Origin of the sequence: Candidatus Microbacterium colombiense, from assembly GCA_029203165.1 — a bacterium.
GTDB lineage: Bacteria > Actinomycetota > Actinomycetes > Actinomycetales > Microbacteriaceae > Microbacterium > Microbacterium colombiense.
On sequence record CP119308.1, the window covers coordinates 1,626,671 to 1,644,998 of the forward strand.

General features: G+C 68.3%; 16 protein-coding genes and 2 pseudogenes. 14 read left to right on the top strand and 4 right to left on the bottom strand.

The genetic code is table 11. The features are described 5' to 3' along the window. Positions 1–80: 80 nt before the first annotated feature. The 4 genes from typA to P0Y60_07865 all read left to right on the top strand — a co-directional run bounded on the left by typA (position 81) and on the right by P0Y60_07865 (position 5,929). Positions 81–1,994, top strand: a complete 1,914-nt coding sequence (typA, locus tag P0Y60_07850; GenBank protein WEK62637.1) for a translational GTPase TypA — start codon at positions 81–83, stop codon at positions 1,992–1,994. Positions 1,995–2,275: 281 nt separating this feature from the next. Next, entirely contained in the window at positions 2,276–3,106 is an 831-nt protein-coding gene (locus tag P0Y60_07855; protein ID WEK62638.1) for a phospholipase, read from the top strand. A 128-nt stretch (positions 3,107–3,234) separates the two neighbouring features. Further along, positions 3,235–4,248, top strand: a complete 1,014-nt coding sequence (glsA, locus tag P0Y60_07860) for a glutaminase A (protein ID WEK62639.1) — start codon at positions 3,235–3,237, stop codon at positions 4,246–4,248. Between the two features lie 43 nt (positions 4,249–4,291). Continuing rightward, positions 4,292–5,929, top strand: coding sequence for an MFS transporter (locus tag P0Y60_07865; GenBank protein ID WEK62640.1), 1,638 nt, complete (start codon positions 4,292–4,294; stop codon positions 5,927–5,929). 3 nt (positions 5,930–5,932) lie between these two features. Here P0Y60_07865 and P0Y60_07870 read toward each other — a convergent pair whose 3' ends face one another. Continuing rightward, entirely contained in the window at positions 5,933–6,481 is a 549-nt protein-coding gene (locus P0Y60_07870) for a helix-turn-helix domain-containing protein (protein ID WEK62641.1), read from the bottom strand. A 99-nt stretch (positions 6,482–6,580) separates the two neighbouring features. Between P0Y60_07870 and P0Y60_07875 the strand changes: the two genes are divergently transcribed. From P0Y60_07875 to P0Y60_07900, 6 genes are all read left to right on the top strand, one after another. Next, on the top strand, positions 6,581–7,294 hold the full coding sequence (locus P0Y60_07875) for an AzlC family ABC transporter permease (GenBank protein ID WEK62642.1): 714 nt from the start codon (positions 6,581–6,583) through the stop codon (positions 7,292–7,294). Next, positions 7,291–7,605, top strand: a complete 315-nt coding sequence (locus P0Y60_07880) for an AzlD domain-containing protein (protein ID WEK62643.1) — start codon at positions 7,291–7,293, stop codon at positions 7,603–7,605. The genes P0Y60_07875 and P0Y60_07880 overlap by 4 nt, the downstream gene beginning before the upstream one ends. A gap of 48 nt (positions 7,606–7,653) precedes the next feature. Further along, a complete protein-coding gene (locus tag P0Y60_07885) occupies positions 7,654–8,124 on the top strand; it encodes a histidinol dehydrogenase (GenBank protein ID WEK62644.1) in 471 nt (156 codons plus the stop codon). Positions 8,125–8,133: 9 nt separating this feature from the next. Next, complete coding sequence (locus tag P0Y60_07890) at positions 8,134–8,454, top strand: ferredoxin family protein (GenBank protein ID WEK62645.1); 321 nt, start codon at positions 8,134–8,136, stop codon at positions 8,452–8,454. A 9-nt stretch (positions 8,455–8,463) separates the two neighbouring features. Further along, on the top strand, positions 8,464–9,582 hold the full coding sequence (gene dapC, locus P0Y60_07895; GenBank protein ID WEK62646.1) for a succinyldiaminopimelate transaminase: 1,119 nt from the start codon (positions 8,464–8,466) through the stop codon (positions 9,580–9,582). Between the two features lie 193 nt (positions 9,583–9,775). Next, positions 9,776–11,071, top strand: coding sequence for a citrate synthase (locus tag P0Y60_07900; GenBank protein ID WEK62647.1), 1,296 nt, complete (start codon positions 9,776–9,778; stop codon positions 11,069–11,071). Between the two features lie 12 nt (positions 11,072–11,083). Here P0Y60_07900 and P0Y60_07905 read toward each other — a convergent pair whose 3' ends face one another. Beyond that, entirely contained in the window at positions 11,084–11,701 is a 618-nt protein-coding gene (locus tag P0Y60_07905; protein WEK62648.1) for a TetR/AcrR family transcriptional regulator, read from the bottom strand. Positions 11,702–11,771: 70 nt separating this feature from the next. Here P0Y60_07905 and P0Y60_07910 point away from each other — a divergent pair, with 70 nt between their 5' ends. Next, a complete protein-coding gene (locus P0Y60_07910; GenBank protein WEK62649.1) occupies positions 11,772–13,217 on the top strand; it encodes a DHA2 family efflux MFS transporter permease subunit in 1,446 nt (481 codons plus the stop codon). 93 nt (positions 13,218–13,310) lie between these two features. On the opposite strand, the gene P0Y60_07915 is transcribed toward P0Y60_07910, so the two are convergent. Both P0Y60_07915 and dapD read right to left on the bottom strand, forming a co-directional pair. After that, positions 13,311–14,714: a DEAD/DEAH box helicase gene (locus P0Y60_07915; GenBank protein ID WEK62650.1), complete on the bottom strand. Its 1,404-nt coding sequence runs from the start codon at positions 14,712–14,714 to the stop codon at positions 13,311–13,313. A 248-nt stretch (positions 14,715–14,962) separates the two neighbouring features. Further along, a pseudogene (dapD, locus tag P0Y60_07920) lies at positions 14,963–15,915 on the bottom strand (2,3,4,5-tetrahydropyridine-2,6-dicarboxylate N-succinyltransferase). 99 nt (positions 15,916–16,014) lie between these two features. Here dapD and P0Y60_07925 point away from each other — a divergent pair. From P0Y60_07925 to P0Y60_07935, 3 genes and pseudogenes are all read left to right on the top strand, one after another. Further along, a complete protein-coding gene (locus tag P0Y60_07925) occupies positions 16,015–16,314 on the top strand; it encodes a hypothetical protein (protein WEK62651.1) in 300 nt (99 codons plus the stop codon). Next, positions 16,278–16,991 (top strand): M20/M25/M40 family metallo-hydrolase, encoded by a 714-nt coding sequence (locus tag P0Y60_07930; GenBank protein WEK62652.1) that lies wholly within the window; start codon positions 16,278–16,280, stop codon positions 16,989–16,991. The genes P0Y60_07925 and P0Y60_07930 overlap by 37 nt, the downstream gene beginning before the upstream one ends. Positions 16,992–17,065: 74 nt before the next feature. Beyond that, a pseudogene (locus P0Y60_07935) lies at positions 17,066–18,285 on the top strand (hypothetical protein). Positions 18,286–18,328: the final 43 nt, after the last annotated feature.

The following is an 18,328-nucleotide window of genomic DNA, read 5'->3' on the forward strand; positions in this document are numbered from 1 at the left end:
GTTCAGGAACGAGCCGTGTGCGTGCGCTATCCTGGAACGTCGGTTTCTCGACACATCCCACCATCTTTTAGGACTCCTGCATGGCGCACGCCCTCCGCTCTGACCTCCGCAACGTCGCTATCGTCGCGCACGTCGACCACGGCAAGACCACGCTCGTCGACGCGATGCTCCGACAGACCGGCTCCTTCGGCGAGCACGCTCACGTCGATGAGCGCGCGATGGACTCGAACGACCTCGAGCGCGAGAAGGGCATCACGATCCTCGCCAAGAACACGGCGATCACCTACAAGGGTGTCCACGCCAAGGACGGCGAGGTGACGATCAACGTGATCGACACCCCCGGCCACGCCGACTTCGGTGGCGAGGTCGAGCGCGGCCTGTCCATGGTCGACGGTGTCGTGCTGCTCGTCGATGCGAGCGAGGGCCCGCTGCCCCAGACGCGCTTCGTGCTGCGCAAGGCGCTCGAGTCCAAGCTCCCCGTCATCCTCCTGGTCAACAAGACCGACCGTCCCGACGCTCGCATCGCCGAGGTCGAGGAAGAGGCGCACGACCTGCTGCTGGGTCTGGCCTCCGACCTGGTCGACGATGTGCCCGACCTCGATGTCGACGCACTGCTCGACGTTCCCGTCGTCTACGCCTCCGGTCGCGCCGGCGCTGCATCGCGCAACCGCCCGGCCGACGGCGCGCTGCCCGACAACGACGACCTCGAGCCGCTGTTCGAGGCGATCCTCGAGCACGTGCCCGCCCCGGCATACGACGACGAGGCTCCGCTGCAGGCCTGGGTCACCAACCTCGACTCCAGCCCGTTCCTCGGTCGTCTCGCCCTGCTGCGCGTGTTCAACGGCACGCTCAAGAAGGGCCAGACCGTGGCCTGGGTCCGCTCCGACGGCACCCATCAGAACGCCCGCATCACGGAGCTCCTGAAGACCCGTGCGCTCGAGCGCTACCCGGCCGAGTCCGCAGGCCCCGGCGACATCGTCGCTATCGCCGGCTTCGAGAACATCACGATCGGTGAGACCATCGCCGACCCCGAAGATGTGCGTCCGTTGCCGGCCATCACGGTCGACGACCCCGCCATCTCGATGACGATCGGTACCAACACCTCGCCGCTGATGGGCAAGGTCAAGGGCCACAAACTCACCGCTCGCATGGTCAAGGACCGTCTCGACAAGGAGCTCATCGGTAACGTCTCGCTCAAGGTCGTCGACATCGGACGCCCGGACGCCTGGGAGGTCCAGGGTCGTGGTGAGCTGGCGCTGGCCATCCTCGTCGAGAACATGCGCCGCGAGGGCTTCGAGCTCACCGTCGGCAAGCCGCAGGTGGTCACGAAGAAGATCGACGGCAAGACCTACGAGCCGTTCGAGCACCTGACGATCGACACGCCCGAGGAGCACCTCGGCGCGATCACGCAGCTTCTCGCGAACCGCAAGGGTCGCATGGACAACATGACCAACCACGGCACCGGCTGGGTGCGCATGGAGTTCATCGTCCCGTCGCGCGGCCTGATCGGCTTCCGCAGCGAGTTCCTCACCACCACGCGTGGCACCGGCATCGCGAACGCGATCTCGCACGGCTACGAGCCGTGGGCGGGCGCCATCACGACGCGTCAGAACGGCTCGATCGTCGCCGACCGTCAGGGTGTCGTCACCCCGTTCGCGATGATCGCCCTGCAGGAGCGCATGTCGTTCTTCGTGCAGCCGACGCAGGAGGTCTACGAGGGCATGGTCATCGGCGAGAACTCTCGTGCCGACGACATGGACGTGAACATCACGAAGGAGAAGAAGCTCACCAACATGCGTGCAGCCAGCTCCGACACCTTCGAGTCGATGACGCCGCCGCGTCAGCTGACGCTCGAGGAGAGCCTCGAGTTCGCGCGTGACGACGAATGCGTCGAGGTGACCCCCGAGGTCGTCCGCATCCGCAAGGTCAACCTCGACGCGAACACCCGTGCGCGCGAGACCGCGCGCATGAAGCGTCAGGACGCCAACGTCTGAGCCTCGCGCTCTTCAGCAGAGGGTCTCGTGCCGCCTCCGGGCGTGCGCGAGGCCCTCTTCTCATGAAATGCCCAGGTCACGGAATGGTTTTGCTCAGGTCGACGATGCACGATCGTTAACTTGCGCCCGGCGAGTCGGCTCCCGATGAGTCGCCCTGCATGCAGGTCCGGGCGGTCGACCACCCGAAAGTCGAACCCGTGCTCCACCTCCACAACACCCGTGCGTCTCGGCGCGCCCTCGCGGCTGTAGAAGCCCACTCCGCGGTCCGCTCGCGACGCCCCATGCTGTTCCTCAGCACCCTCACCGGTGCGCTTCTCGGCATCACCCTGACCGTCGGCATCGTCTCCGCCCCGGCGGCCGGCGCCGAGAATCGCGATCCTCTGGCCGATCTCGCCGCTGCGGCGACGGCGACCGGTGCTCAGCCGCTGCGGGACATCACCGACGACGCCTCCCTCGCGTTCGTCGAGGCCAAGGATGCTGTCGCCGACGCTGACGCGCTCACCGCCGATGTCGCCGCATCCGATCTCGACCTCGGTGATGCGGTGGTCGTGATCGACACGGCCGACCTGCAGGATGATGTCGATGCGCTCGCCGGACGCGATCTCATCCCGGCGCTGCTCCTCGAGGATCTCACCACCGACGTGGTCGCAGAGACGGATGCCGTCGCCGGCCAGACCACCGCACTGCGTGAGACGTTCACCGCCGCGCAGGAGAAGCTCGCCGCCGAAGAAGCCGCCGCAGCCGCAGCGAAGGCCGCACAGGAGAAGGCCGCTGCCGATGCCGCGGCCCTCGCCGCCGCGAACACCGTCGACGGTGCCAAGGCGACCGCTCAGGCCATGGCATCCGAGAAGTACGGATGGGGTGCGGATCAGTTCTCGTGCCTGAGCTCGTTGTGGACCAAGGAGTCCGGCTGGAACTACCAGGCGTACAACGCCGACGGCGGCGCGACGGGGATCCCGCAGGCTCTGCCCGGTAGCAAGATGGCATCGGCCGGCAGCGATTGGCAGACCAACGCGGCCACCCAGATCGCGTGGGGACTCGACTACATCTCGCGCGGCTACGGATCGCCCTGCAGCGCGTGGTCGCACTCCCAGGCGATGAACTGGTACTGACCACACGAACTGCACGCGGCGCGCGACTCGATCTGCGGATCGGGTCGCGCGCCGTCTCTATCTGCGGGGTCGCAGGAGCGCTACGGTGTGACTGACGGCTGGGGCGTCGCCGATTCGGAGGAGGACGCGTGCACGCAGCTGGGTGGGAACACGTTCCGCAGCAGGTGTCGACGGGCTCCCTTCCCGGATGGGATCGCGTCGAGGAGATCGTGCGTGACGCGCATCGTCGGTTCGCCGACGATCAGCGCGGCGAGGTCGCCGACTACATCCCCGTGCTGGCGGAGGCGGACCCGGCACTCTTCGGGCTCGCGGTGATCGAGGTGGGCGGTGGGCTGCACGACGCCGGCGACGCGCAGCATCTGTTCTCGATCCAATCGATCTCGAAGATGTTCGTCTACGCGCTGGCCGTGCAGGAGCACGGGCATCAACATGTGCGTGACATCGTCGGTGTGAACAACACCGGTCTGCCTTTCAACTCGGTGATGGCACTCGAACTCAACGCGGGGCACCCGATGAACCCGATGGTCAACGCGGGCGCGATCGCCACGACTGCGCTGATGCCGGGCGCGACACCGGCGGAGCAATGGGAGCGCGTGCGGGAAGGTCTCTCGGCTTTCGCCGGTCGTCAGCTGAGCATGGACGGCGTCGTCTACGCGTCGGAGGTCGAGACGAACGAGCGCAATCGCGCGCTCGGACGCCTGCTCAAGAGCTACGGGCGCCTGGAGGGTGATCCGGACGAGATCGTGGACGTGTACACGCGACAATGCGCGTTGAGCGTCAGCGCGCACGACCTGGCCGTGATGGGGGCGACCCTGGCGGACGGGGGAGTGAACCCGATCACGGGGGAGCGCGTGGTCTCGGCCGACGTCTGCCGAGACACGCTCGCCGTCGTCGCATCCACCGGCCTGTACGAGCGTTCGGGGGAGTGGCTGTTCGAGATCGGACTTCCCGCGAAGTCGGGCGTCGCCGGCGGCATCGTGGCGATCGCGCCCGGCAAGGGGGCGGCAGCCGGATTCTCTCCCCGGCTTGACCCCGCGGGGAACTCGGTGCGGTCGCAGCTCGCGATCGGCTACCTCTCGCGCACGCTCGGGCTCAACCTCTTCGCCTCGGCGCCGGCCGTCGCCGAACAGCCGCGCGTGTGAACCTCGACACCGATCGCGTCAGAAACCGAACCGAGGGAACAGCATGACCGAGATCTCCCAGCCACAGATGCAGACGCCCGCGAAGACCTCCTGGCTACCCATGATCAGTCTCTTCCTCGCGCAGGTGCTGATGTCGTTCAACGTGGCGGCGTTGCCCATCTCGCTCGGAGGCATGGTGAGCGAGTTCGGGGTTCCCCCGACGGTCGCGAGCACGACGATCGTGATGTACGGCCTCGCCGTCGCCGCCCTAGTGATGACGGGAGCCAAGCTGGGGCAGCGCGTCGGATGGGTGCTCATCTTCCGCGTGGTGATCGCCCTGTTCGCCGCATCCTCCGTGCTGATGCTCATCGCGCCGACCATCGGCTGGGTGATCGCCGGTCAAGCCGTCGCGGGCGCTGCGGCGGCGATCATCGTGCCGTCGATCGTGGCGCTGATCGCCGAGAACTATCGTGGTGCGCAGCAGGCGACGGCGATCGGCGCCATCGGTTCCGCTCGCGCGATCTCCGGTGTCACGGCGTTCCTCATCGGTGGCACGCTCGGAACCCTCGTGGGCTGGCGACCCATGTTCTTCATCGTGCTGGGGATCGCCGTCGTCGTCTTCGCCTTCAGCTTCACCCTTCGCGGCGACCGGGGTGACGCCTCGATCCGCATCGACCTCGTCGCCTCGCTCCTGATCGGTGCGGCGATCGTGCTCCTCACCCTCGGGTTCAACAACATCAACGGCTGGGGAGCGGTCGCCGCCACCGATGCCGCGCCGTTCAGCGTGCTCGGACTCTCGCCGGCGCCGTTGTTCATCGTGGTTGGCCTGGTGCTGGGGCAGTCGTTCTTCATCTGGACGCGGAGGCGGATGCGTGAGGGCAGAGTGCCGCTCATCGATCTGAGCGTGCTCGACTCGTCGAAGGAGCGCGCCGCGGTCTACGCCATGTTCATCGTGGTGGCGCTCGAAGCCTGCGTGAACTTCACGATCCCGCTCTACATCCAGATCGTGCAGGGCAGGACGCCCTTCGACACCTCGATCGCGATGATGCCGTTCAACCTCACGGTGTTCATCACGGCGACCCTCGTCGTGCGCTTCTACCGGCGTTACCCGCCGCGCACGATCGGTGTGTTCGGGTTCATCCTCACCACCGGCGCCCTGGTGTGGTTGTCCTTCGTGGTCAACAACAACTGGGAGACGCTGCCGACGATCCTCGGACTCGTCGTGTTCGGCATCGGGCAGGGCGCCCTGGTGACCCTCGTGTTCAACGTGCTGGTCACCGCCGCTCCGGCGGAGCTCGCCGGAGATGTCGGCTCCCTCCGCGGGACGACCCAGAACCTCGCCTCCGCCGTGGGGACCGCCGTCGCGGGTGCGCTGCTGGTCTCCCTGCTCGGCATCAGCGTCGGACGTGCTGTCGTCGAGCATCCGGAACTGCCGCCGGCGCTCGTGGCCCAGGTCGACATGGACAGTCTCAACTTCATCAGCAACGATGATCTGCGCGAGGCGCTCGCTGCGACCGATGCGACACCGGAACAGGTGGATGCGGCGGTGGAGGTCAATGAGGCGTCCCGCCTCGCGACGCTGAAGCTCGGGCTGCTGCTGCTGGCAGGGATCAGCGCGCTGGCGATTCTGCCGGCGTCGCGTCTGCCCCGGTACAAGCCGGAGGAGATCCCCGATCCCTCGCCCGCCGCAGCATCGGAGTGATGCTCAGCGCAGCTCGGAGATGAGGACGGCGCTCGTCCCGGCGATCGTTGCCTCGAAGATGTGCGGCACGTCGCCCGCATACGACAGGTAGTCGCCGGGACGCAGGGTGATCGGGGCGTCGACCGGGCCGATCCTGGCCTCTCCCGCGATCAGGATGACGTGCTCCGTCGTGCCGGCATGGTGCGGATCGGAGCGTCGGGGGTCGCCCGGTTCGGCCTGGATGAGGTAGAGATCTCGGCGTGCCCCCGGCGGGCTGGCCGACAACAGGCTCGCGCTGTACACGGCGGCCGAGGAGGGGACGCCGGCGAGGTCGGCGGCACGGATCAGCGTCGGAGCGTTCGCCTGTTGATCGACGAGCACGGCGAAGGGCACGCCCAGTGCCACCCCCAGCGCCCACAGCGTCTCGACGCTGGGGTTGCCCGCGCCGCTCTCGAGCTGCGAGACCGTCGCCTTCGAGATACCGGCACGGCGGGCCAACTCCGAGACGGAGAACGAGGCTGCCTCGCGTTCGCGGCGGAGCGTGCGGGCGATGCGGGTGCGGAGATCCTCCATGTGTTCATCATGTCAAACGATCGTTCGCTTGACTATCCATTCGCCGGTGTTCAGAATGATCTTCATGTGTTCAGTGAATCGAACGTCGCGGAGAATCCCGTGACGCCCGAACGCGAGGTCTGGCGCGAGGCTCTCGGTGTCGTGCTCGCGACCAGCGCGTACGGAATCTCGTTCGGTGCGCTCGCCGTGGCCTCGGGTCTCGATGTCTGGCAGACCTGTGTGCTGAGCCTGCTGATGTTCACCGGCGGCTCGCAGTTCGCCTTCGTGGGAGTGTTCGCCGCCGGTGGTGTCGCGGCATTGCCTTCGGCGATCGCATCGGCGGTGCTGCTGGGCGTGCGCAACGTCGCCTACGGCATGCGCATGTCGTCGGTCATCGGCACCGGGGGGTTGCGCCGTGCGGCCGCCGCGCATTTCACGATCGACGAGTCGACTGCGGTCGCGATCTCACAGGGCGACCCGCGCCTGCGTCGGGTGGGCTTCTGGGTCACGGGGATCGGGATCTTCGTCGGATGGAACATCACCACTCTGATCGGTGCGCTCGTCGGTGACGTGCTGGGCGATCCGCGAGCCTGGGGGCTGGATGCGGCGGCCGCAGCGGCATTCCTCGCCCTGTTGTGGCCGCGCCTGCGGCAACGGCAGGCCATCGTCGTCGGCGTGGCCGCCGCGGTCGTGGCTGCCGCCCTCACCCCGCTCATGCCCCCAGGGCTTCCAGTGCTCATCGCGGCGGTCGTCGCGATCATCGTCGGATGGTTCAACTGGTTCGCACCGCCTGCCGGTGGCGCGCGCCCCCGTCATGAGGTGGTGGCACCGTGAGCGTCTGGAGCGCGATCCTCCTGGCGGCGCTGATCTGCCTCGCCCTGAAGGCCGTGGGCTACCTGGTGCCGGCGAGGGTGCTCGAGGCCCCGCGTCCTGCGCGCATCTCCGATCTCCTGACGGTGGCGCTTCTGGCCGCGTTGGTGGCTGTGCAGACGCTGGGTGCCGGACAGGCCATCCTGGTGGACGCCCGGGTGCCGGCGCTGCTCGTCGCGGGCGGCCTGCTCTGGCTGCGGCAGTCGTTCCTCGTCGTGGTCGTCGCGGCGGCCGTCGTGGCTGCCGTGCTGCGCCTTCTCGGGCTGGCGGTCTGAGTGCCCGCGCTCAGCAGGTCGCCCGGTGCGCCCGAGTAGGATCGTCAGGTGCGCGTGAGCTGGGTGTCGAGAGTGTTGTCGTGGGTCGCTGCCGCCCTGGTCGGCGGCGTGTACGGCGTTGCGGGAACCATCGGCCACAGCCTGACCTGGGGTGTGATCCCGGTGGGCCTCATCGTCGGCGGCGTCGCGTGTGCCGCGATCCTCGTCGCGATCCGTGCGCTCACCCACGACCGGGGCGCCGCGCTCGCCGCGGGACTGGGCATGCTGGGCATGCTGGTGCTGATCTCGGGGGTCGGGCCGGGTGGCTCTGTGATCGTGCAGGATTCCCTCGCCGGGCGGGTCTGGACGTACCTCGTGGCGGGGCTGGTGCTGCTCGTCGTGGCCTGGCCGTCGTTCTCGCGGCTGCCCGTGCGCACGGTGGCACCGGCGCCGAGCGCACCGGCCGCGGACGTCCCGCTCATCACCGCGGTTCCGGATCACGCGGGCGGCTCGCAGGAGAGCGGTACCCGCGAGTCGTAGACTGAGGGGGTGACGTATGTGATCGCCCTGCCGTGTGTTGATGTGAAGGACCGCGCCTGCATCGACGAGTGCCCCGTGGACTGCATCTACGAGGGCGAACGCTCGTTGTACATCCACCCGGACGAATGCGTCGACTGCGGAGCCTGCGAGCCCGTGTGCCCCGTCGAGGCCATCTACTACGAGGATGACCTGCCCGATGAGTGGCAGGACTACTACAAGGCGAATGTCGAGTTCTTCGAGGAGATCGGCTCTCCGGGTGGCGCGGCCAAGGTCGGCGTGTACTCGTTCGACCACCCCATCGTCGCCGCGCTCCCGCCGCAGGGCGAGTAGGCGCCACCCGTGAGCGTCCGCGACCTCGCCGACTATCCCTGGGATGCCGTCGTCCCGTTCCGTGAGCGGGCCGCCCGGCATCCGCAGGGTCTCGTCGACCTGTCGATCGGCTCACCGGTCGATCCGACCCCCGAGATCATCCGTCAGGCACTCGCCGAGGCCACCGATGCGCATGCCTACCCTCAGACGGTGGGCACCGCCGCGGTCCGCGAGGCGATCGTCGACTGGTATGCCCGCCGCAGGGGAGTGCCCGATCTGACGGTCGCGAACGTGCTTCCCACGATCGGTTCGAAGGAGCTGGTCGCGCTGCTGCCGACGCTTCTCGGGCTCGGTACCGGCGACATCGTCGTGCATCCCCGCGTCGCCTATCCGACCTACGAGGTCGGCGCCCGTATCGTCGGCGCGACTCCGTTCCCGGCCGACGACCCCGCGGAGTGGCCGGAGGGCACCAAGCTCATCTGGATCAACACTCCGGGCAATCCCGACGGCCGTACGTGGACGACGCACGAACTCACCGCCGCGGTCGACCGCGCGCGGGAGCTCGGAGCGGTTCTCGCCAGCGACGAATGCTATGCCGAGCTGGGCTGGGACGGGAACTGGGCGACCGAGCGCGTTCCCTCGATCCTCGACCCGCGTGTCACGGGCGGCAACCGGTCGAACCTTCTCAGCGTCTACTCGCTGAGCAAGCAGTCCAACCTGGCCGGGTATCGGGCCGCCTTCATCGCGGGCTGCGCGCGCATCGTCGGCGATCTCCTCACCGCGCGCAAGCATCTGGGGCTGATGCCTCCCGCCCCCATCCAGCACGCGATGGCCGTCGCTCTGCGTGATGACGAGCACGTCGCCGCCCAGAAGGAGCTGTACCGCACGAGGCGCGAGACGCTGCGCCCCGCGCTGGAGGCTGCCGGCTTCCGTATCGACGGATCCGAAGCCGGGCTGTACCTGTGGGCCACAGAAGGCCGCGACGCGTGGGAGTCCATGGATCGCCTCGCCGAACTCGGCATCCTCGCCGGCCCCGGCCCCTTCTATGGTGCGGATTCCACCGAACACGTGCGCCTGGCGATCACCGCGCCCACGGAACGGATCGAAGAGGGGGCGCGTCGATTGCGCGCCCATGCCGCAGGTCTATAGGTAATCTCCTGGTATTCCGGCTCCCTTTGGCGGATGTCACAGTAGGCCTGAGTCCCTACTAGGCTGTAAAAGCGATTCGGTCGTGATCCGACCAGGCGCTTCTGCGCCGCGAGATCGCCAGTTCCGGCTTGATCAAGATCTTGGCTGAATCCGACGCGACCGGCGTACGGGCAGACACAACGAGGAGGCCCGCGTGAGCGCAGCGGCAGACCAGCAGGCGACAGCGAAGCTGACGATCGGCGATACCACCGCCGAGTTCCCCCTCGTGCGTGGCACGGCCGGGCACGACAGCATCGACTTCTCCACCCTGACCCGCCAGACCGGTTACACGGGGCTCGACTACGGGTTCGTGAACACGGCGTCGACCAAGTCGGAGATCACGTTCATCGACGGAGACAAGGGGATCCTGCGGTATCGCGGCTACCCGATCGAGCAGCTCGCCGGCACGACGAGCTACCTCGAGGTCGCGTGGCTCCTCATCTACGGCGAGCTGCCCTCGGCGTCCGAGCTTGCGGAGTTCGACGAGAAGATCCGTCGGCACACGCTGCTGCACGAAGACCTCAAGCGCTTCTTCTCGGCGCTGCCGCACACGGCTCACCCGATGTCGGTGCTGTCGTCGGCGGTCGCGGCGCTCTCGACGTACTACGAGGGTCAGACCGACCCGCACAACCCCGAGCACGTCGAGCTCAACATGATCCGCATGCTGGCGAAGCTGCCGGTCATCGCCGCCTACGCGCACAAGAAGAGTGTCGGTCAGGCGTTCCTCTACCCCGACAACTCGCTCAGCTTCGTCGACAACTTCCTCAAGTTGAACTTCGGCGTGCACAGCGAGGAGTATGAGGTCAACCCCGTGATGTCGAAGGCGCTCGAACTGCTCCTGATCCTCCACGAGGACCACGAGCAGAACGCGTCGACCTCCACCGTCCGCCTGGTCGGTTCCACGGGCGCGAACCAGTTCGCGTCGGTCTCCGCCGGTATCCAGGCCCTTTCCGGCCCGCTGCACGGTGGCGCGAACGAGGCCGTCCTCACGATGCTCGGACAGATCCGCGATTCGGGTCAGAGCGTGGCGCGATTCGTCGAGCGCGTGAAGAACAAGGAAGAGGGCGTGAAGCTGATGGGCTTCGGGCACCGGGTCTACAAGAACTACGACCCGCGCGCCAAGCTCGTCAAGGATGCCGCCGACGAGGTGCTCGCGTCGCTCGGTGTGACCGACCCGCTGCTCGACCTCGCCAAGGAGCTCGAGGAGCTCGCGCTGGCCGACGACTACTTCCGTGAGCGCCGCCTGTACCCGAACGTCGACTTCTACACGGGTGTCATCTACAAGGCGATGGGCTTCCCCACGCGCATGTTCACCGTGCTGTTCGCGATCGGTCGCCTTCCCGGCTGGCTCGCTCAGTGGCGGGAACTGCAGAACGACCCGCAGACCAAGATCGGCCGCCCGCAGCAGCTGTACGTGGGCTCGCCCGAGCGCACCTTCCAGACGCGCTAGTCGGACGCCGCGTCAGGCGTTCGTGCGATCGCCGACCGCATCGAGAACGAGCTGCAGCTTGGTCTGGAACGTGCATTCCAGCAGTTCGGTGGTCGCCTCGTCGACGCCGTACTGCTCGGGCAGACGCAGTCCGAGCAGGGTGTTGAGCAGCATCCCCTCCGCGAGGAACGAGCGCGCTGCGACCGGATCGAAGCCCGCTTCCTCGCGCAGCAGTCGATAGATCCTCAGGAAGTCGGCGCGCGCGCCGGCGCCGATCACCGCATCGTGCCCCATGCTGAACGCCTGCATGAGCGACAGCAGGATGCCGCGATCCTCGACGAGGTTCACATACGCGGTGCCGAGCAGGCGTCCGATCCGGTCGTCGGGGGAGCCGGTGGCCTTCCACTCGTCGATCACCGCGCTGAACGTGTCGAGCAGCTTGTCGCTCGCACGCGCGAGGACCTCGATGAACAGCGTCTCCTTGCTGCCGAACATCCGCACGACGTACGGCTGGCTGATTCCGGCCGCCTTCGCGATCTGATCGGTGGTCGCGCCGAAGTATCCGCGCTCTCCGAACACGAGGCTCGCCGCGGCGAGGATCTGCTCGCGGCGCTCGCCTGACGGGATGCGTTCACTCGATCTCTGGGTCACGCTTGACAGGTTATCAGTCGATTACTACTCTGCACTTAGAAGTAATCATTCGATAACTACAAGGATCTTCATGACTTCACTCCTTCGGCGCGTCCCGGTCTGGCTGGCGATCGTCGCCGCCTCCCTGCCGATGTTCATGGCCACTCTCGACAACCTCGTCGTCACCGGAGCGCTTCCGGTCATCGCGAAAGAACTCGATGCCTCCATCGAGGAGCTGCAGTGGGTGATCAACGCCTACACGCTCAGCTTCGCGACGTTCATGCTCCTCGCCGTCGGTCTGGGCGATCGCTTCGGGCGCAGGACTGTCTTCCTCGTCGGCATCGCGATCTTCACGCTGTCCTCCGCGGGGGCCGCGCTCGCGACCGAGCCGTCGACGCTGATCCTTGCTCGTGCTGTGCAGGGCGTCGGCGCGGCGGCCCTGATGCCGCTGTCGCTCACGCTGCTGGTCGGCAGCGTCTCGGCACGGCTCCGGCCCGCGGCCATCGGCATCTGGGGCGGAATCGCCGGACTCGGCGTCGCGACAGGTCCACTGATCGGCGGCGCCGTGATCGAGGGGTGGAACTGGCAGACCATCTTCTGGCTCAACGTGCCCATCGGCGTGATAGCCGTACCGCTGGTGCTCGCCGCCCTGCCGAACAGCTTCGGAGCACGGGTGCGCGCCGATCTGGTGGGCCTGTTGCTCGCCGGGCCCGGTGTGCTCGGTGTCGTCTACGGCATCGTGCGAGGCAACGACGCCGGGTGGGACAGCCTCGAGGTCATCGGCTCGTTGTCGGTCGGCGTGCTTCTGCTCATCGCGTTCGTCGTCTGGGAGGGGCGCACTCCGAATCCGCTGCTGCCACTGCGTCTGTTCCGTGACCGCAGTTTCACCGTGGCCAACCTCGTGGGCGTGACGTTCAGCTTCGGCATCTTCGGGGCGATCTTCATCCTGATCCAGTTCCTGCAGGTGGTGCAGGGACACACGCCTCTCGAAGCCGGGATCATGACCATGCCGTGGACTCTCGCGCCCATGATCGTCGCGCCGCTCACCGGCATGCTGTCACCGCGCACCGGCACGCGGATCCCGATCCTCCTCGGCCTGTCCCTGCTCGCGGTGGCCCTCGGCTGGCTGGCCCTCACGATGTCGGCGACGCTCTCCTACGCCGAGATGTGGCCGCCGTTCCTGCTCGCAGGCATCGGGATGGGCCTGGTGTTCGCGCCGAGTTCGACAGCAGTGCTGGTGAACATGCAGCCCGAGGACCACGCGAAGGCCTCGGGGACGAACTCGACTCTGCGCGAGATCGGGGTCGCGCTGGGTATCGCCGTGCTCACCGCCGTCTTCGCAGGTGCGGGCGGAACGCTCACACCGACGGGATACGTCGACGCCGCGATCCCGGCGATCTGGGTCGGAGCCGGTGTCCTCGCTCTGGCAGCTGTGATCTCCATCGCGTTGCCGTCGGGCATCCGGCGGATCTCGCAGGCGGGGGCCGCGGACCCGATCGCTGTGGAGGACGTGCGAGAGACATCGCGCGTCGCCTGAGAACAGCCGAGGGCCCCGTCATGCTCGATGCATGACGGGGCCCTCGGAGTTCTCCCGCCCGGTGTTCACCGGCGAGAGGCGAGATCGATCGGGTCAGCGCCCCTGGGCGCTGCGGCCGCCCTGACGGCTCTGGCCGCCCTGGCGTCCCTGTCCGCCGCCCTGACGCGACGAGAAGCCCGCCTGGCCCTGGCCGCCACCCTGTCCGCCGGAGCGGGGACGACGACGACGTGCGGGCGGAGTCGAAGCGCCTGCGCGCTCGCCGCCGGCGGGACGCTGCTTGGCCTGACGCTGCGGCTGCTGCGCCTGCACGGGGGCAGGGCGCACGTGCGGGGCACGCTCGGGCACGAGACCCGTGACGGCAGCAGCGGTGGCGCTCTCGAGCGGGGCGGTGATGGCCGCCTTGCGCAGGAGGTCCTTCACATCGCGGCGCTGCTCCGGAAGCACGACCGTGACGACGGTTCCGGCCGCACCCGCGCGCGCCGTGCGGCCCGAGCGGTGCAGGTATGCCTTGTGCTCCATGGGCGGGTCCACGTGGACGACCAGGTCGACGTTGTCGACGTGCACGCCGCGAGCGGCGACGTCGGTGGCGACGAGCACGCGCACGCCGCCCTCGTCGGGATCGGACGAGAAGGCGCTCAGGTTGCGCTCACGCGCGTTCTGCGAGAGGTTGCCGTGCAGGTCGACGGCCGGGATGCCGGCTGCGGTGAGCTGCTTCGCGAGCTTCTTCGCCTGGTGCTTGGTGCGCGTGAACAGGATGCGGCGGCCCGTACCGGAGGCGAGGTCGCGCACCAGCGTGGTCTTGTCATCCGTGGACTCGACGACCAGCACGCGGTGCGTCATCTCACCGACGGGCACGCTCTCCTCGTCGACTTCGTGGCTGACGGCGTTCGAGAGGAAGCGTCGTGCAAGAGTGTCGATGCCGCGGTCGAGGGTGGCGCTGAACAGCAGACGCTGTCCGCCAGCCGGTGTCGCGGTCAGGATGCGCGTGACACCCGGGAGGAAACCCAGGTCGGCCATGTGGTCGGCCTCGTCGAGAACGGTGACCTCGACGGCGTCGAGCTGCACGATCTTCTGCTTCATCAGGTCTTCGAGTCGGCCGGGGCACGCGACGACGATGTCGACGCCGCTGCGCATGGCCTGTTCCTGCGGGCGCTGGCTCACACCGCCGAAGACGGTCGTGACGCGCAGACCGGAGGCTTCGGCCAGCGGCGCGATGGTCGCGGCGATCTGGGTGGCCAGCTCACGGGTCGGCGCGAGCACCAGACCACGGGGGTGGCCGGGACGGCTCTTGCGCGACGACGCAGCGATACGGGAGACGAGCGGAAGCGCGAACGCGATGGTCTTGCCGCTGCCGGTCCGGCCGCGACCGAGGAGGTCGCGACCCGCGAGGGAGTCGGGAAGCGTGTCGCGCTGAATGGCGAACGCCTCGGTCTTGCCGTCCTTCGCAAGGACGGCGGCGAGGTCGGCGGGCACGCCGAGATCGAGGAAAGAGGTCATGAAGTATCTCCGAGAATGCACGCGCGAACGATGAGGCCGGGTGCGGGAAGGTGGGCGACGGCGCGGGATCGCGCATCGTTTCGCCGTTCGAAATGGCCAGAACCAGCGAGTGGCGCGGGAGCGTGTCGACGACGCAGACGTCTCGCGAGGCGAGGGGCGTCACATCGACGATATCACGCGCCGGTCCTGCGAGCCTGTGCGCCGCCCCGGAGTGGGCGCTCATCCAGGAGAGACGCTTCCGTGTCGCCTCAGGCGTGCAGCGCCTCGTTCAGCGTCACGCCGACTCCTGCTCGGCGCACGGCTTCGACGGCGCCGCTGAGCGAGTTCCGGCGGAACAGCAGCCCGTTCTGCCCCGAGAGCTCGCCAGCCTTGACGGTCTTCCGCGTGCCGTCGGCCGTGGCGGACCATCGACCAGGACGACCTTGGTTCCGGCCGTGACGTAGAGCCCCGCCTCGACGACGCAGTCGTCGCCGAGCGAGATGCCGATGCCGGCGTTCGCGCCGAGCAGGGTGCGCGCGCCGATCGACACGCGGTGCGTCCCGCCGCCGGACAGCGTGCCCATGATCGAGCGACCGCCGCCGATGTCGCTCCCGTCGCCGACGACCACGCCCTGCGAGATGCGCCCTTCGACCATCGACGCGCCGAGGGTTCCGGCGTTGAAGTTGACGAAGCCCTCGTGCATCACGGTCGTGCCGGGGGAGAGGTAGGCGCCCAGACGCACGCGGGAGGCGTCGGCGATCCGGACCCCGGTCGGCTGCACGTAGTCGGTGAGGCGGGGGAACTTGTCGAGCCCCTGCACCTGGATGCCCGCGCGCTGCAGCTGCGGGCGCAGGCGTGCCGCGTCGTCCGGGCGCACCGGTCCGGCGTTGGTCCACGCGACGTTCGGGAGGTGGCCGAAGATGCCGTCGAGGCGAGTCTCGTTGGGGCGCACGAGCAGGTGCGAGAGAGCGTGCAGACGCAGGTAGGCGTCGGCGGTGGATGCGGGGGACGCGTCGAGGTCGATCTCCAGCTGGACGATGTCGACCGTCGACGTTGCGTCGTTCGTCGGCTCCGGTCGACCCCTGCAGCGACGCGGCGGCGTGCTCGGCCTCGACGGTCGGAGGGCACCGTAACCGAGCGCGGAGTACCAGGCGTCGAGGACGGTGCCGTCTCCGGCGATCGTGGTCAGTCCGACACCCCAGATGCTGCGCGATTCAGTCATCCCTCCGCTACCGGGAACGGCGCTCCGCTGCCCGGATGACGTCGCCGGATCGCGCTCGAGCGATCGCGCACTCGCGTCGCCAGGTCATAGGCTGGGGTCATGGTGCTCGATCTGACTGCGTCCTCCCTCGCCCTCACGCGCGCGATCTGCGACATCCCGAGCGTCTCCGGCGACGAGAAGTCGCTCGCGGATCGCATCGAGGAGGCGATCTCGCCGTTCGCGCATCTCGAGGTCATCCGTCACGGCAACACCATCGTCGCGCGCACCTCCCTCGGCCGCGCGCAGCGCGTCGCGATCGCCGGCCACATCGACACCGTGCCCATCAACGCAACCTGCCCACGCGCGACGTCGAGATCGACGGCGTGCCGTACCTCTGGGGCCGCGGCACGGTCGACATGAAGGCCGGCACCGCCGTGCAGCTCAAGCTCGCCGCCGAGCTCACCGACCCCGCGGTCGACGTCACGTGGATGTGGTACGACAACGAAGAGGTCGAGGCGTCCAAGAACGGCCTCGGTCTGCTCGCTGCCGTACGCCCCGACCTGTTCGAGGCCGACTTCGCGATCCTCGGGGAGCCGTCCGACGGCGAGGTCGAGGGCGGCTGCAACGGCACGCTGCGTGCGATCGTGCGCACGACGGCGTCCGCGCGCACAGCGCACGTGCGTGGATCGGCGAGAACGCGATCCATCGGCGCCCCGATCCTCACGCGGCTCGCGGAGTACCGTGCCCGGGAGGTCCTGGTCGAGGGGCTGCTGTACCGCGAGAGCCTGAGCGCCGTGCGCATCACCGGCGGCGTCGCGGGCAACGTGATCCCCGACGCATGCGAGGTCGAGGTCAACTACCGCTTCGCGCCGAACAAGTCGGCCGCCGACGCCGAGGCGCACGTGCGCGCCGTGCTGGCAGGGTTCGACCTCGAGGTCGACCGACGCCGCCGAGGGCGCGCGCCCCGGACTCGACGCCCCGATCGCCCAACAGTTCGTGGCCGCCGTCGGTGCGCAGCCGCGACCGAAGTACGGCTGGACGGACGTCGCCCGGTTCTCGGCCCTCGGCATCCCCGCGGTGAACTACGGCCCGGGTGACCCGCACCTCGCGCATCATGACGAGGAGCGCGTGCCGATCGCCAGATCGCTGCCGTGGAGCAGGGGCTGCGCGCGTGGCTCACGTCGCACTGACGGTCTCCCGTCGGTGGGCGCAGGCGCCTGTCGCCCTGCGCATCGCACTGATCTATCTCGCGGCTCGGGCCGTGACGACCGTGCTCTTCCTGCTCGCCGCATCGCTGTCGACGTCGTTGTCGCGCTTCGGCGCCGGCCCCGGGCTGGTGGACTTCGTGCTCGGCTGGGATGCGCAGTGGTACTGGCTCATCGCGGAAGAGGGGTACCCGAGCGATCTTCCTCTGACGGATTCGGGAGACATCGCCGAGAACGCCTGGGCGTTCATGCCGGTGTTCGCATACACAGCGAAGGTGGTCGGTCTTCTCCTCGGTTCGTGGGGGGCCGGAGCGCTCCTCGTCTCCCTGGTCGCGGGCTACTTCGCGTGCCTCGCCCTGCATCGACTGCTCCGCGATCGCATCGGGGGATCGGCCGCGATGTGGGCGGTCGTGTTCTTCGCCACCGGGCCGCTCGCCGCGCTGTTCCAGGTCGGGTACGCGGAGACGCTCTTCCTCCTGTTCCTCTTCCTCGCCCTCGACGCCGTGACACGGCATCGGTACGCGTGGTTGTACCTGCTCATCCCGCTCATGGCATTCACACGCCCCGGCGTCCTGGCGTTCGCGCTGTTCCTGGGCCTTCACGGATTGATGCGATGGCGGCAGCGGCGCGAGGTGCCTCTCCCGCCGCGTGAGATCGTGTACATCGTGGCGGGCGGGAGCGTGGGCGACCGCGACGGGATTCGCCTGGCAGCTGATCGCGGGCCTCGTGACCGGCGACCCCGGTGCATACCTCGCCACCGAACTCGCCTGGCGACGGCACTGGGTCACCGGGGGCGTCGAGCATTTCCTGCCGTTCGAGGGATGGATCCAGGCATCCCAGTTCTGGTTCGCGCAGTGGGGCCTGCCCCCGTGGAGCGGACCGATCGTGCTGATCGTGCTGATCGTCGCCGCCGCGCTGATGCTGCTGCGCTCGCCGCAGGTGCGGGCACTGGGAGTCGACATGAGGCTGTGGAGCGCGAGCTATCTGTTGTATCTCCTGGCCGTGTTCTTCCCGCAGTCCAGCACACTGCCGTCTGCTGGTGCCGCTCAGCCCGCTGTGGGGTGCGGTCGCAGTCCCTCGTTCGCGAGCATGGCGGGTCGGCGTGCTGGCTGTCGGACTGGTCGGGCAGTGGCTCTGGATCTACCACATCTACGCCCTCGGAAACACCTTCTGGCAGGTGCCGTGAATGTAAAGGATCGGTGCATTTCTTCCCAGGTGACGTCCAGGCC